Here is a 13,714-nt window from a genome sequence, read left to right as displayed (position 1 = left end):
CCAGATGGCTGGTCGTTGAAGACGTGACCATCCTCGGTAGCCTGGGCGTCCGGCGTAAGGAGGCACTTCCATGTCAGTAGGGCACACCGCGGTAACCACCCCCCGTCCGGTGGTCTGGTGCGACGACGGCGTCGACTGCGGCATCCGCGACCTGCTGACCCGGCTCGGCGACAAGTGGTCCGTCCTCGCCGTGGTCGAACTCGCCCAGGGCGTACGGCGGTTCCGCGAACTCCAGCGCGCCCTGCCGGGGATCTCGCAGCGGATGCTGACCCTGACGGTGCGCCGGCTGGAGCGCGACGGCCTGGTCTCCCGGACCGTCCACCCGACCGTCCCCCCACAGGTCGAGTACGAGCTGACCCCGCTCGGCCACAGCCTCACCCACCTGGTGCGGGCGATGGTCGACTGGTCGTACGACCACCACGACGCGATCCTCACCTCCCGGCAGGAGTGGGACGACGCCAACCCCGGCTCGGAGATCCGCTAGCGAAGCACGACGCGGCCGGCCGCGGTCGAGGTGGTCACGAACCCGGCGCGAACGCGGTGGCGTGGTCGGCGGCCCACTGACGGAACGTTCGCGGGGCCGTCCCGAGGATGTCGGCCACCGCGGTGGTGACGTGTGCGGGCGGTCCGACCGCGGCGGCCCAGGCGGCGAGCAGCATCTCGACGACCGGCCGGGGCGCCGTGCCCTCCGACAGGCTCCGAAACTCGTCCGGCGTCATCTCCTCGAACGCGATCCGGCGCCCCAGGGCGGCACCGATGGCGTCCACCTGTGCGGCCTGGCTCAGCGACTCGGGGCCCGTGAGGACGTAGTCGCCTCCGGCGTACCCGTCCTGGTGGAGTGTCCGGGCCGCGACGGCTGCCACGTCGCGGTCGTCGACCGGTGCCGTCCGCGCGGCGCCGTAAGGCCATCGGACGACCTCGCCGCGCCGGATCGCGGGCGCCCACCAGGCCAGCGAGTTCGACGCGAGCATCCCCGGCCGGATGATCGACGACTCGAGTCCGGTGGCCGCGATGAGCCGCTCGATGTCGGCGTGCAGCGCCGCCATGGGATTGGGCTGCTGGAAGAAGGGGTGCGGGGTCTGATGCGGAGAGGAGAGGAAGACGACCCGCCGCACGTTGGCCGCCAGCCGCTCGATGACAGCCGCGGCGCTCTGCGGCGGGGCGGTCCAGACCAGGAAGACCGCACCGGCGCCCTTCAGCGCCGGGTCGAGCGACTCGGGCACGGTCAGGTCACCGGCGAAGACCTCGACCTTCGCCGGCAGTGGCGCCGCCGCCTCGGAGCGATGGGTCAGGGCGCGGACCGGCACGCCCGCTTCGAGGAGTCGGTCGACGACGATGCGGCCGATCCGACCCGTCGCGCCGGTGACGAGCACGGGAGGAATGACTGTCCGATTCATGCCACCCATGAAATCGTTACCTGGTTAAAAACGCAACTCGGTAAGCCATTGCTTCGGTTCCATGACGGTCGGCAAGCTGGTGCTCACCGTCGACCGACGGCGGCACGGGGCGGTTTCGGCCAGAGCGCCACACCCGGTGGCTCGCAAGGCGTCCTTGTCCGGGACGGCCGCCCACCGATTCGATGGCCCCATGGGCCGACGAGACCTCGTTCTTCTGACCGATCACAGCTCGACCGAGGGCACCCGGGACGCGATGGCCACCGCCGCCCGGCGGCTGACCGGTCGCGAGCCCGTCCTGCTGGACGCGCGGCACTTCATGACGGATGGCTCCCGAGACGCCACCGGCCGGATCGAAGCCGTGGGCCACGGTACCGTCCGGCTGGAGGCCGAAGGGCGTGTCGTGACCACGGACGCGGTGGTCGTCTACGAGATCCCGCCGCACCGGCGCCCCGCCTTCGCCCACTGCCAGCGGCAGTTGCGCGCGGCCGGCGTCCGCTCGCTCGGCACCGACGTCGAGGCCTGGCGCGCGGCGACCGAGAAGAACCTCACGGTCGAGCGCTTCACCCGCGACGGTGTGGCGCACATGCCGACGATCACGCTCTCCCGGCCGAGCCCGGAGGCCGCCGTCGAGGCCTTCGAGCGGCTCGGCGGCGACGTCTGGGCCCGGCCGTGCGTCGGCATGGGCGGCGACGACGTCTTCCACGTCACCACCCACGCCCAACTCGCCGCCGCCGCACGACACTACGCGGATCTCGACGAAGCCTGGCTGATCGCCCGGGACGCCCGGAACTTCACCGCCGACGGGCGGCGCCACCAGTACCGGGTGGTCGTCCTCGGCGGCCGGGTGGTCCGCGCGACGGAGCACGTCCAGGCGGACCCGGATGCGCCGTGCAACGAGTGCCGGGGCGCCGTCTCCACCCTGCTGGAGGTCGACGAAATCCCCCCGGGTCTCGCCGAGTTGGCGATCCAGGCGACCAAGTCCCTGGGCCTGCCGCTGGCCGGCGTCGACCTCGCCGCCGAGAGCGGCGGCGTGGTCTTCGAGGTCAACGTCCACCCGGCCTTCGGCCGCACGCGCGGGGTGGACCAGATCGCCGTTCCGTACGTCGCGGCGCACCTGCATTCCTGAGGCGAGGTGTCGTGGCACGGGCTACCGCTCGTACGTCATCTCCGGGAAGCGGGCCGAGGGGCCGTCCAGCAGGTGGTCGTCGTGGCCGCGCAGCCATCGGTCGAGGAAGGACGCCACGTAGGAGCGGGTGGCGAGCTCGGCCCGGTCGGGGCGGACGTCGCCGACGTCCCCGGCCAGCACCTCCGGGGTGACGGCGCCCTGGCGGGCGAGCTGCGGCAGCAGGGACTGCGCGTCGGTGTAGGAGCCGTGCCGGGAGCCCTCCAGGGTGAGGTCGGCGTGCCAGCCGGTGCTGTGCTGCCACAGGGCGTTCCAGCCCGGCTGGCCGCGGTAGCTGCCGGAGTCCTCGCTGCGGGTGCCCATCAGCAGGAACGGGCGGTCCAGGCCGTCCTCGACGAAGTCGGGCAGGAAGACGCCGGTCTGGCCGTCGGGGCCGGGGAAGTGCAGTTGGCCGTCCAGGTTGACCGCGGCGGCGATCCGCGGGTCGTCGTGCATGGCCTGGAGGGCGGTGAAGCCGCCCGCCGAGTGGCCGACCATGGCGATCCGGTCCAGGTCCAGCGAGGCGGCGACGCCGGCCGGCAGGCCCGGGGCCCGGCGCAGCCCGGAGAGTTCGTCCAGGACGAAGCGGGTGTCCGCCACCCGGGCGGCCAGGGACTTGCGCAGCACGGCGCCGACGTCCAGACCGGGCTGTTGCAGCATGGCGGGGAACACCGAGGTGGCCAGGTCCCCGTCGGGGAAGGCGACTTCGGAGGCCTCGTAGGTGTGGTCGACGGTGACGACCACGTAGCCGCGCGAGGCGAGGTCCTCCACCAGGGCCGTCCCCCAGGTGCGCGGGTCGCCCAGCCCGGGCGAGTACAGCACCACCGGGCGGGGGCCGCCGGGCCGGGCGGGGGCGTCCCGGCGGGCGTGGGTGAGGATCCCCGACCAGTCCGTACTGCCGGGCCGCACATGGTAGTTGAGTTCACCGACCCCGGTGTCGCCGCCGAAGTGCGCCCCGGCGGCCGGCTGCATGTAGCGGACGCGCTCCCCGCCGGTGGCCGGGCGGGCGGTCGGGTACCACAGGCTGACCATCAACTCGCGCCCGCGGCCCGGCTTCCAGGGGTCCTGCCGCCCGGCGTCGGTCAGCCGCAGCGAGGTCGTCCCGATCGGGTACGGCCCGGTCGGCTGCGGCAGCCAGGCCGTGGCCTGCCGAGCGCCCCCGTCGTCCACCGCCGGCGCCGCCACCGCGCCCGGCGCGCCCGTCACCCCGAGTGTCGCCGACGCCGCCAACAGCACCGCCGCCACGGCCCGTCCCCGCCTGCCCATGCCAGTCTCCTCGTCCCGATCGGTCACAGGGCAGACGCTACGGGCGGGGCGCGGCGGAGCCGTCATACCGGGGAGCCAAGTCCCCCTGACTACCCCGGTATGACACCCTTACGGGCCAGGCGGGGCGACCCAGGGTCCTGTCGCCCGAGGTGCCCGACCGGGTCCGTACCGGGTGCTCAGCGGTACTGCTTGAGCTCCCGCCGGGCCAGCGAGCGCTTGTGCACCTCGTCCGGGCCGTCCGCCAGGCGCAGGGTGCGGTTGCCGGCCCAGAGTTGGGCGAGCGGGGTGTCCTGGCTGACGCCCGCGGCGCCGTAGGTCTGGACGGCCTTGTCGAGGATCCACTCGACCGTGCGCGGGGTGGCGATCTTGATGGCCTGGATCTCGGTGTGCGCGCCGCGGTTGCCGACGGTGTCCATCAGCCAGGCCGTCTTGAGCACCAGCAGCCGCAGCTGCTCGATGCGGACCCGGGATTCGGCGATCCAGTCCTGCACCACGCCCTGCTCGGCGAGCGGCCGGCCGAAGGCCACCCGCTCGCTCGCCCGGCGGCACATCAGCTCCAGCGCGCGCTCGGCGAGGCCGATGGCCCGCATGCAGTGGTGGATCCGGCCCGGGCCGAGCCGGGCCTGGGCGATGGCGAAGCCGCCGCCCTCCTCGCCGATCAGGTTCTCGACGGGCACCCGGACGTCCTCGAACAGCACCTCGGCGTGGCCGCCGTGGTCGGCGTCGTCGTAGCCGAAGACGGTCATGCCGCGCTTGACGGTGAGGCCCGGGGTGTCGCGCGGCACCAGCACCATGCTCTGCTGGCGGTGCGCGGCGGCGGCCGGATCGGTCTTGCCCATCACGATGAAGACCTTGCAGTCCGGGTTCATCGCGCCGGTGATGTACCACTTGCGGCCGTTGATCACGTACTCGTCGCCGTCGCGCTCGATCCGGGTGGCGATGTTGGTGGCGTCCGAGGAGGCCACCTCGGGCTCGGTCATCGCGAACGCGGAGCGGATCGCGCCGTCCAGCAGCGGCCGCAGCCAGCGCTCCTGCTGCTCGGCGCTGCCGAACTGGGCGAGGAGTTCCATGTTGCCGGTGTCGGGGGCGGCGCAGTTGAGGGCGGGCGGGGCCAGCTGGATGCTGCGGCCGGTGATCTCGGCGAGCGGGGCGTACTGGAGGTTGGTGAGCCCGGCCCCGTGCTCCCCCGGGATGAACAGGTTCCACAGGCCCTGCTTGCGGGCCTGCGTCTGGAGGTCGGCGACGACGGGCGGGACGCTCCAGGGTTCGCGGTCGGGGTCGGCCAACTGCTGCGCGAGGACGGGCTCGGCGGGGTGGACGTGCTCGGCCATGAAGGCGAGCAGCTGCTCGCGGAGCTCGTTCGTCCGGGCGTCGTAGGCGAAGTCCATGGTGCTCAGCCCTCCTTGAGGGTGGTCAGTCCGTGCCGGGCGAGGATCGGGGCCATCTCGCCCGCGCGCTCGAAGCCCGCCCCCAGGGTGCGGCCCTGCTGGAAGCGGTAGTGGATGCCCTCGGCGACGGCGGCCAGCTTGAACGAGGCGAAGGCCACGTACCAGTCCAGGTCGGCGGCCTGGCGGCCGGTCAGCTCGGCGTAGTACGAGACGATCCCGTCGGCCGCGGGGAAGCCGGGGGCGGTCATGGCGTCGGGGATGATGCCGCCGCCGACGCCGGCCAGCTCGGTGTACATCACCAGCAGGCCGATGTCGGTGAGCGGATCGCCGAGGGTGGACATCTCCCAGTCGAGGACGGCGGTGATCGCGTCGGCGTCGTCGACCAGGACGTTGTCGAGCCGGTAGTCGCCGTGCACCAGGGCGGGCGCGGGCGAGGCGGGGAGCCGCTCGGCGAGCAGGGCGTGCAGCCGGTCGAGCTCGGGGAGGTCCCGGCTGCGGGACTTCTCCAGCTGGGTGGACCAGCGGCGCAGCTGGCGTTCCAGGTAGCCCTCGGGCCGGCCGAAGTCGCCGAGGCCGACGGCGGCCGGGTCGATCCGGTGCAGGGCGGCGAGGGTCTCGACCAGGCGGCGGCCGAGCGCCGCCGTCCGCTGCTCGCCGAGGCCGGCCAGGGTCCTGCGGTCCCGGTGGGCGACGCCGGTGACGTGCTCCATCAGGTACCAGGGCGCGCCGAGCACCTCGGTGCCGTGGTCGATCAGCAGCATGCCCGGGACGGGCACCTCACTGTCCCGCAGCGCGGACATCACCCGGTGCTCGCGCCCCATGTCGTGCGCGGTCGCCAGCACGTGCCCCAGCGGCGGCCGGCGCAGCACCCAGCGACCGGTGCCGTCGGTGAGCGCGTACGTCAGGTTGGAGCGGCCCCCCTCGATGAGTTCGGCCCGCAGCGGGCCCCGGACGGTGCCGGGCAGTTCCCGGTCCAGGTGGGCGCGGAGGCGGGCCAGGTCCAGGCCGGGCGGGTCGGCGGGGGTCGGCGGCATCGGGCGGCTCCTCGGGGACGACGGAGGTTGACTAAGCGCTTGCTTAGCATTCAGGGGAGGCGCTCCCGTGTCAATGGCACCCGGCCCGGGCCTGGGCTGAATGCCGCCGTTCCGGCCCCACCTGCTGACGGGTTCGCGACAATTCAATCCAGGTGCCGACGGATACGGCGTCACACGGACGAGAGAGGGACGACCCCATGGCGTACGGGACGAAAGCCGTCAGGCGGGCGGCGACACTCGCGACCGCCCTGCTGTCACTGGGCGCCGGCCTCGTCCCGGCCGCCTCCGCCGCGACACCGGAGCCCGGGGGGTCGAGCGCCTACTGGACACCGGCCCGCCTGGCGGCCGCACTCCCCCAGCGCACCGATCCCGCCGCCCCGGGCACCGGGGACGGGCCCCGGCCCGGCGAGTTCATCCCGCCGAGCCACAGCTTCGACGGCATCCCCCAGGCCGGCGCGTTCTTCTGGACGGACGCCGACGGCACCGGACGCACCTGCAGCGGCTCCGTGGTGCACAGCCCGGGCCGCGACCTGGCCCTGAGCGCGGGGCACTGCCTCAAGGGGTACGCGGGCCGGGCCCCGAAGCGGCACCTGGCGTTCGTGCCGCAGTACCACGACGGGCTCACGCCCTTCGGCGTCTTCCCGGTCCGGGCCGACGGCGTCTACGTCGCCCAGGAGTACTACGACCGGGGCGAACACGCGGGCGCAGCCTACGACTTCGGCTTCGCGGTGACGGAGCCCAACCAGGCCGGGCAGCGCCTGGAGGACGCGGCGGGCGCGGTGCGCCTGCTGACCGGCACGGGGTACGTCCACCCGTGGGTCCGGATGATCGGCTACCCGGGCGGCTCGCAGCAGCCGCTGGAGTGCCTCAGCCGGACCACCCGCTGGCCCAGCGACGACCCCGCCGACCCGGGCACCTTCCTGCGCATCGCCTGCGACGCCTTCACCGGCGGCACCTCGGGCGGGCCGATGCTGGTGCCGTGGCCGGGCGGCTGGGCGGTGATCGGCGTGATCGGCGGCTACCACACCGGCGGCAACACCCCCCAGGTCTCCTACAGCGCCGCCTTCGGCCCGGCCGTCGAGAACCTGTACGAGGCCGCCGTCAGCGGCGCCGCACCGGCCGGCCCGCACCCCGCCGCGGAGTAGGCCCGCCGGCCGTCCGGATACCCGTCCGAAAACTCGTACGACCTCCCGTGCAACGTTTCCGACGGCTCCGGTCATCGATCAAGGGAGAACCCTGTGTGATCGAAGATGTCGGCCGAAGGAAAGGGAATCCGTGCGGACTGCTCGCGGTGCGGTCGTCCTGTTGGCCGTGGGGGTCGTCGCGTCCCTCACGCTCACCACGGGGGACTCCTTCTCCGAGGGCAGACCGAACGCCGCCGCCCCCGATCCCGACCCGACCGCACCGGAGGCGAGCCCCACCGACCCGGCGCCCGCGCCCGCCCCGACCCCGACGCCCACCTGGGACGGCCAGGTCCACCTGCTCGGGGACGGCTCCACCTCCTACACCGGCCCGCAGCCCAAGCAGTCCAAGCCGGAGAAGCTGAAACCGGGTGAGAAGCCGCCGCAGTTCGTCGTCTTCTCCTGGGACGGCGCCCTGGAGGGCGACGACCACCTGTTCTCCCGCTTCCGCAAGCTGGGCGCGGACAACAACGCCCAGATGACGTACTTCCTGAGCGGCCTCTACACCCTGCCCAAGTCCAAGCGCGCGCTCTACCACCCACCCCGGCACAACCCGGGCGACGCGTCCATCGACTACGCGACCGACCCCCACATCAAGGACACCCTGGAGCAGCTGCGCCTCGCCTGGCTGGACGGCAACGAGATCGGCACCCACTTCAACGGGCACTTCTGCGGCACCAAGGGCGGGGGCGAGTGGAGCACCGAGGAGTGGCGGAGCGAGCTCGACCAGGCGGTCTCCTTCGTCACCAACTGGAAGACCAACACCGGCTTCAAGAACCTGCCGCCGCTGCCCTTCGACTACACCAAGGAGCTGGTCGGCGGCCGCGCGCCGTGCCTGGAGGGGCAGAAGAACCTGCTCCCGGCCGAGAAGGCCGCGGGCTTCCGCTACGACGCCAGCTCCCCGGGCGAGTTCCAGGTCTGGCCGACCAAGCAGGGCGGCATCTGGAACTTCCCGCTCCAGCTGCTGCCCTTCCCGGCCAGGTCCTCCCAGGGCCTGTCGATGGACTTCAACTTCCTGGCCGGCCAGTCCGGCAACACCACCAAGGGAGACCCGAAGAAGTTCGCCGACTGGGAGAAGGAGGCCCGGGACAGCTACCTGGCCGGCTTCAACCGGGTCTACAACGGCAGTCGCGCCCCGCTGTTCATCGGCAACCACTTCGAGGACTGGAACGGCGGCATCTACATGGACGCCGTCGAGGACGTGGTGAAGAACGTCTGCCACCAGGACGGCGTCCGCTGCGTCTCCTTCCGCCAGGTCGCCGACTGGCTGGACGCCCAGGACCCGAAGGTCCTCGACAGGCTCCGCCAACTCGACCCCGGCCAGCCGGGCGACTGGTCCCGCCTGGTGAAGTGACGTTCCGTCGCCCGGGGAAGGCCGCCCGCCCTCACCGCCGGGCCAGCGCCAGCAGGCTCAGCCCGAACATCAGCACCCCCAGCGGCAGATGGACCGCCGGGACGTGCGCAATACCGAGCACCACCTGCACCGAGGTGAGCGCCAGGAAGCCGGAGGCCTCCCACACCGGTCGCACCGCTCCGCCGCCCGGCTTCCACGCCAGCACCGCCGCGAGCAGGTAGAGCATCGACGCCCCGTACATCACCCGGGCGCCGGCGCTGTGCAGCGTCTCCCCGTAGGAGGTGGCCAGCAGCAGTCCGGCGGAGACGGCCTGGAGCAGGATGGTCAGGGTCTGCAGGGCGATCGCGGCCCGCAGGAAAGGGAATCCGTGCGGCGCGGTCGTCGTCGGGGTGGCCATGTCGCGGTCCTCTTCTCCGCCCGGGGGCGGTGGCTCGGTAGGGTCTCACCAAGCCCGACGACGCGGGCCCACGAAAGGTAAGGCGAGCGCATGGCGGCAGCGGGGGCGGGCACCGACGGCACGGTCGGCGAGCGAGGCCAACTGATCAACGTCGCCTACCGGTTGCTCGGCTCGCTGACCGAGGCCGAGGACGCCGTGCAGGAGGCGTACGCGCGCTGGTACGCCCTGCCGCCCGACCGGCGCCGGGAGGTACGGGCCCCCGGCGCCTGGCTGACCACCGTCACCGGCCGGATCTGTCTGGACGTGCTGGGCTCGGCCCGGGCCCGGCGGGAGCGCTACGTCGGCGCCTGGCTGCCCGAACCGCTGCCCGGTCACGGCGCTCACCCCGACCTCGCCGACCAGGTGGTGCTGGACGAGTCGGTGGAGATGGCCTTCCTGGTCGTCCTGGAGTCGATGACCCCGGCCGAGCGGGTCGCCTTCGTGCTGCACGACGTCTTCCGCTACCCCTTCGCCGAGATCGCGGCCGTCCTCGACCGCACCCCGGCGGCCTGCAAGCAGCTGGCCTCCGCCGCCCGCCGCCGGATCGACCCGGCCCCGGCCCAGGCCGCCCCGATCGCGCGGGCCGACACCGTACGGCGGGTCAAGGAGGCCTGGCAGAGCCGGGACATCGCCGCCCTGGTCGCCGTCCTCGACCCGGCCGCCGTGATGACCGCCGACGGCGGCGGCCTGGTGGGCACCGTGCTGCGCCCGGTGGCGGGCGGCGCGCTGATCGCCCAGTACATGCTGGCCGTCGCCGACCGGGCCCCGGGCATGGAACTGCTGGAGTGCTCGGTCAACGGCGCACCGGGCCTGGTGGCCCGGCGCGCCGGCGTCGTGCTGACGGTGGCCGCGTTCGACGTCGCGGACGGCCGGGTGTCCCGGATCTGGGTGGTCCGCAACCCGGAGAAGCTCCGCCCGTGGGCGGGGTGGACGACGGCGTCCGCTACTGCCCGGCGGTCTTCATGAACGCCGTCCAGATCCGCCCCGGCAGCTCCGAGTCCGGGGTGTCCGGCGCGGCCCCGCCGACCCCCTCCAGGGACTGCAGCTTCATGTCCTTGAGGTCCGCCCGGAAGACCGTGACCGCCGTCGACAGCTGCCCGTTGTAGCCGACCGTCCACCCCGCGGTGCGGTCCGGGGTGGTGCCGGGCTTCGCCGCCAGGCCGGCGCCCGCGCCCGCCAGCGCCTGGGCGCTGCCGCTGCGGACGGCGCCCTTGAGGGCGGTGTCCACGTCGGCCGCCACGGCCGCGGGCAGCACCCGGGCGGCGGTGGGCAGCCGCAGGTCGACGGGCGCGCCGTTGCGGGTGACGCCCAGCACGGAGTACGGGTCGGTGTGGCTGCCGCCGGATCCGAAGGCGGCGTAGGCGTCGGCGGCGCGGATCGCGCTCGGGGTGGAGTTGCCGACGCCGAAGGCGGGGACGAGCTCGCCCAGGCTCTCGGGGAGCAGGCCGAGGGCCGCCGCGGTCTGCTGCACCCGGTCGAGGCCGACGTCCATGCCGAGCTGCATCATCGGCCCGTTGACGGACTGCTCGACCGCGCTGCGCAGGCTGACCGGGCCCCAGTTCCGCCTGCCGTCGTTGGCGGTCTTCACGATCTTCCCGTCCCGCCCCCAGTACGGCCCCTCCGGGGTCATCACGTTGACGCCGTTGTCGCCGTCGTACGTGGTGCCGGGTGTCACCGGGGACCGGCCGCCGTCACGTCGGCGCTGCACGCCCTGGTCGAGCCCGGCCGCGTACACCAGCGGGGTGAAGGCCGAACCCATCGGCACGGTCGAGGTGTTGGCGTTGTTGAAGCCCTGCTTGCGGTAGTCGGGGCCGCCGTAGAGGGCGACGATCCGCCCGTCGAGGGCGACCGAGGCGGCGCCGACCTTGAGCAGTTTGTCGGCCTCGCGGTGGTCCGGGTCGAGGCCCTTGGTGGCCTCCTGCACGGCCGCGGCCAGGGCGTTGACCTTCGCCCGGTCGAAGGTGGTGCGGATCTGGTAGCCGCCGAGGTCGAACTGGGCCGGGGTGATGTCGCTGTGGCTCTCCACGAAGCCCCTGGACAGGTCGACCAGGTAGCCGATCTGGCCGCCGAGCCCGGCCGCCCTGGGCGGTGTCCGCGGCTCGGGGAAGACCGTGTACCGGGCCCGCTCGGCGGCGGAGAGCTTGCCCGTGTCGACCATCCGGTCCAGGATCCAGGACCACCGCTCCACGGCCCGCGCGTGGTTCTCCGCGCTCACTGCCGGGTCGTACTGCCCGGCGCCCTTCAACAGGGCGGCCAGGAAGGCCCCTTCGCTGGGGTCGAGCTGCGACACGTCCTTGCCGTAGTACGCGGCCGCGGCCCGCTCGATACCGTAACTGCCGCGCCCGAACCAGCTGGTGTTCAGATAGCCGGCCAGGATGTCCTGCTTGCTCATCCGCCGGCCCAGCTTGACCGCGATGACCATCTCGCTGAGTTTGCGGGAGACGTCCTGGCGCTGGTTCAGGTAGATGTTCTTGACGTACTGCTGGGTGATGGTCGAGCCGCCCTGGGTGTCGCCGCCCGTGGCCATCTCGTAGACGGCGCGGCCGATGCCGCTGAGCGAGACCCCCGGGTCCGAGTAGAAGGTCTCGTTCTCGGCGGAGAGCGCCGCCCACTGGACCGACTCGGGCACCTGGCTCAGCGGCACCTCCTGCCGGTTGGTCTCGCCGACCCGGGCCATCTCGGTGCCGTCCGCCCAGTAGTAGACGTTGCTCTGCTGGGTGGCGAAGGCGTTGAGGTCCTCCGGGACGTGGGTGGTGGCGTAGAACCAGCCCGCCAGGCCGGTCAGCACCGCCGCCCCGAGACCGGTCGTCAGGAGCAGCTGCCGCCAGGAGGGGAGCCAGCGCCGGACCCCGCGCCGACCGCGGCGCGGGTAGTCGATCCGCCGCAGCGGGCGCCACCTCCGGCGTCCGGTCCTCTCCTCCTCGGCTTCCCCACCCTGCTGTGCGCGCATCCGGTCTCCGATCTCCTGGGGCGGCCCCCTCCACCCCGTTAGATGCCGAAGCGGCCGTCCTTTGGACGGGCGAGATCGGTGTGATCATGTTCATATCGGGCGGGGGAACCGAACCGCACCCGGAAGATCCGCGCCCTGACCGGGGGCTCCGCACCGCACCCCAGGCGGCCTACCGCCACAATGGCGCCATGAGGTTGATCCACACCCTGATCGGCGTGCTGCTGCTCCTGCTCGTCGTGGGCAGCATCCTGCGCACCCTGGTCGTCCCCCGCGGGCTCTACTCGGCCCTGGTGTTCCGGCTCTGGGCACTGCTGCGCACCGTACTGCGGCTGTGGGCCACCCCCTTCGGCACCTACCGGGCCCAGGACCGCGCCCTGACCTGGCTCGCCCCGCTGGTGCTGCTCGGCATGCTCACGGTCTGGCTCAGCGGGATGCTGCTCGCCTACACCCTGCTGCTGCACGGCACCTCGGAGCTCAGCTGGTCGATCTCCATCCGGGAGGCCGGCTCCAGCCTCTTCACCCTCGGCTACGCGAGCGGCGAGCGCCTCCAGCTGTCCGCGATCGACTTCATGGCCGCCGCCAGCGGCCCGCTGGTGATCGCCCTGCAGATCGCCTACCTGCCCACCCTGTACGCGGCCTACCAGCGGCGCGAGACCGAGGTGACGCTGCTGCAGTCCCGGGCCGGCGAACCCGCCTGGGGCCCGGAGCTGCTCGCCCGGCAGTCCCTGGTCGACACCGAGACCGCCCTCCCCCAGCTCTACCGCGACTGGGAGCGGCTGGCCGCCGACATCGGCGAGAGCCACTCCAACTACCCGGTGCTGCTGGCCTTCCGCTCCCCCCAGCCCAACCGCAGCTGGGTGGTCGGGCTGATCGCGGTGATGGACGCCGCCGCCCTCCACCTCGCCCTCTGCCCGCAGTCCGCCCCGCCCGAGGCCCGGCTGGTGATCCGGGCCGGCTTCACCGCGATGCGCGACATCGGCCGCTCGCTGCGGATCGACTTCGACGCCGACCCGGCCCCGGACACCCCGATCCGCCTCAGCTACGCCGAGTACCTGGGCGCCGTCGCGATGATCACCGCGGCGGGCTTCCCGCGCGAACGCCCGGTCGAGGACGCCTGGCGGCACTTCCGCGGCTGGCGGGTCAACTACGAGGCCCTGGCCTACGAACTGGCCCGCCGCGGCGACGCCGTCCCCGCCCTGTGGACCGGCCCGCGCGACTTCCGCGCCCCGGTCATCCCGCCGGCCCGCCCCACCGACCGCCGCCCGGAGTCCACCGCGCCCGGCCTGCCGCCGGCCTGAGCGATCGCGCCGGCCCGCGAAGTTCCCGGCTCGGCCGCCGTCCGGGCCGCCCTCGACGCCGACCACCCGCTGCCCGCTTCCCGCTGCCCGCCGGTACGGTCCGCTACCCGGCGCCGTTCGGCATCTGACGGACGGGTGGCGGGGGGGGGGGCCCCCGGGGCCCCCCCCCCCCCCCCGGGGGGGGTTGGCGGCGGGGGCCCCCCCCCGGGCGCCCGCCGGCCGCCCCCGCCCGGGGCCCCCCCGCCCCC

12 protein-coding genes are annotated in these 13,714 nt (G+C 73.4%); 6 read left to right on the top strand and 6 right to left on the bottom strand.

Annotated elements, in window-relative coordinates:
* Positions 1-70: 70 nt before the first annotated feature.
* Positions 71-484 carry a helix-turn-helix domain-containing protein gene (locus AB0F71_RS10110; RefSeq protein ID WP_360230548.1) on the top strand — a complete coding sequence of 138 codons (414 nt, stop codon included), beginning with the start codon at positions 71-73 and terminating at the stop codon, positions 482-484.
* A 34-nt stretch (positions 485-518) separates the two neighbouring features.
* On the opposite strand, the gene AB0F71_RS10105 is transcribed toward AB0F71_RS10110, so the two are convergent.
* Complete coding sequence (locus AB0F71_RS10105) at positions 519-1,397, bottom strand: NAD(P)H-binding protein (RefSeq protein WP_360230546.1); 879 nt, start codon at positions 1,395-1,397, stop codon at positions 519-521.
* Between the two features lie 190 nt (positions 1,398-1,587).
* Between AB0F71_RS10105 and AB0F71_RS10100 the strand changes: the two genes are divergently transcribed.
* The gene (locus tag AB0F71_RS10100) at positions 1,588-2,523 is read left to right on the top strand and encodes an alpha-L-glutamate ligase (RefSeq protein WP_360230544.1); all 936 of its coding nucleotides are present in this window, start codon (positions 1,588-1,590) and stop codon (positions 2,521-2,523) included.
* A 21-nt stretch (positions 2,524-2,544) separates the two neighbouring features.
* Here AB0F71_RS10100 and AB0F71_RS10095 read toward each other — a convergent pair whose 3' ends face one another.
* The 3 genes from AB0F71_RS10095 to AB0F71_RS10085 form a co-directional block, all read right to left on the bottom strand.
* The gene (locus AB0F71_RS10095) at positions 2,545-3,825 is read right to left on the bottom strand and encodes an esterase (protein WP_360230542.1); all 1,281 of its coding nucleotides are present in this window, start codon (positions 3,823-3,825) and stop codon (positions 2,545-2,547) included.
* A 176-nt stretch (positions 3,826-4,001) separates the two neighbouring features.
* Positions 4,002-5,213 carry an acyl-CoA dehydrogenase family protein gene (locus AB0F71_RS10090; RefSeq protein ID WP_360230540.1) on the bottom strand — a complete coding sequence of 404 codons (1,212 nt, stop codon included), beginning with the start codon at positions 5,211-5,213 and terminating at the stop codon, positions 4,002-4,004.
* Positions 5,214-5,218: 5 nt separating this feature from the next.
* Positions 5,219-6,247, bottom strand: coding sequence for a phosphotransferase family protein (locus AB0F71_RS10085; protein WP_360230538.1), 1,029 nt, complete (start codon positions 6,245-6,247; stop codon positions 5,219-5,221).
* A 197-nt stretch (positions 6,248-6,444) separates the two neighbouring features.
* Between AB0F71_RS10085 and AB0F71_RS10080 the strand changes: the two genes are divergently transcribed.
* Complete coding sequence (locus AB0F71_RS10080; RefSeq protein ID WP_360230536.1) at positions 6,445-7,392, top strand: hypothetical protein; 948 nt, start codon at positions 6,445-6,447, stop codon at positions 7,390-7,392.
* A 130-nt stretch (positions 7,393-7,522) separates the two neighbouring features.
* Positions 7,523-8,782, top strand: coding sequence for a hypothetical protein (locus AB0F71_RS10075; protein ID WP_360230534.1), 1,260 nt, complete (start codon positions 7,523-7,525; stop codon positions 8,780-8,782).
* Positions 8,783-8,813: 31 nt separating this feature from the next.
* Here the strand turns inward: AB0F71_RS10075 and AB0F71_RS10070 are convergent, their stop codons facing one another.
* Positions 8,814-9,179: a hypothetical protein gene (locus AB0F71_RS10070; RefSeq protein ID WP_360230532.1), complete on the bottom strand. Its 366-nt coding sequence runs from the start codon at positions 9,177-9,179 to the stop codon at positions 8,814-8,816.
* 90 nt (positions 9,180-9,269) lie between these two features.
* Here AB0F71_RS10070 and sigJ point away from each other — a divergent pair, with 90 nt between their 5' ends.
* Positions 9,270-10,184, top strand: coding sequence for an RNA polymerase sigma factor SigJ (gene sigJ, locus AB0F71_RS10065; RefSeq protein ID WP_360230530.1), 915 nt, complete (start codon positions 9,270-9,272; stop codon positions 10,182-10,184).
* On the opposite strand, the gene AB0F71_RS10060 is transcribed toward sigJ, so the two are convergent.
* The gene (locus AB0F71_RS10060; protein ID WP_360230528.1) at positions 10,162-12,168 is read right to left on the bottom strand and encodes a transglycosylase domain-containing protein; all 2,007 of its coding nucleotides are present in this window, start codon (positions 12,166-12,168) and stop codon (positions 10,162-10,164) included. The genes sigJ and AB0F71_RS10060 overlap by 23 nt on opposite strands.
* A 188-nt stretch (positions 12,169-12,356) precedes the next feature.
* Here AB0F71_RS10060 and AB0F71_RS10055 point away from each other — a divergent pair, with 188 nt between their 5' ends.
* Positions 12,357-13,466, top strand: coding sequence for a hypothetical protein (locus AB0F71_RS10055; protein ID WP_360230526.1), 1,110 nt, complete (start codon positions 12,357-12,359; stop codon positions 13,464-13,466).
* Positions 13,467-13,714: the final 248 nt, after the last annotated feature.

The sequence above is a fragment of the Kitasatospora sp. NPDC028055 genome (genome assembly GCF_040637885.1).
GTDB lineage: Bacteria > Actinomycetota > Actinomycetes > Streptomycetales > Streptomycetaceae > Kitasatospora.
Note: the sequence above shows the minus strand (reverse complement) of the source record. Positions and strands in the feature narration are given on the sequence as shown.

What these genes read in the sequence shown, in the direction of transcription:
- AB0F71_RS10080 (WP_360230536.1), top strand. Translation starts at nt 6,445, where the DNA reads ATGGCGTACGGGACGAAAGCCGTCAGGCGGGCGGCGACACTCGCGACC.
- AB0F71_RS10095 (WP_360230542.1), bottom strand. Translation starts at nt 3,825, where the DNA reads ATGGGCAGGCGGGGACGGGCCGTGGCGGCGGTGCTGTTGGCGGCGTCG.
- AB0F71_RS10085 (WP_360230538.1), bottom strand. Translation starts at nt 6,247, where the DNA reads ATGCCGCCGACCCCCGCCGACCCGCCCGGCCTGGACCTGGCCCGCCTC.
- AB0F71_RS10105 (WP_360230546.1), bottom strand. Translation starts at nt 1,397, where the DNA reads ATGAATCGGACAGTCATTCCTCCCGTGCTCGTCACCGGCGCGACGGGT.
- AB0F71_RS10055 (WP_360230526.1), top strand. Translation starts at nt 12,357, where the DNA reads ATGAGGTTGATCCACACCCTGATCGGCGTGCTGCTGCTCCTGCTCGTC.
- AB0F71_RS10090 (WP_360230540.1), bottom strand. Translation starts at nt 5,213, where the DNA reads ATGGACTTCGCCTACGACGCCCGGACGAACGAGCTCCGCGAGCAGCTG.
- sigJ (WP_360230530.1), top strand. Translation starts at nt 9,270, where the DNA reads ATGGCGGCAGCGGGGGCGGGCACCGACGGCACGGTCGGCGAGCGAGGC.
- AB0F71_RS10070 (WP_360230532.1), bottom strand. Translation starts at nt 9,179, where the DNA reads ATGGCCACCCCGACGACGACCGCGCCGCACGGATTCCCTTTCCTGCGG.
- AB0F71_RS10060 (WP_360230528.1), bottom strand. Translation starts at nt 12,168, where the DNA reads ATGCGCGCACAGCAGGGTGGGGAAGCCGAGGAGGAGAGGACCGGACGC.
- AB0F71_RS10110 (WP_360230548.1), top strand. Translation starts at nt 71, where the DNA reads ATGTCAGTAGGGCACACCGCGGTAACCACCCCCCGTCCGGTGGTCTGG.
- AB0F71_RS10100 (WP_360230544.1), top strand. Translation starts at nt 1,588, where the DNA reads ATGGGCCGACGAGACCTCGTTCTTCTGACCGATCACAGCTCGACCGAG.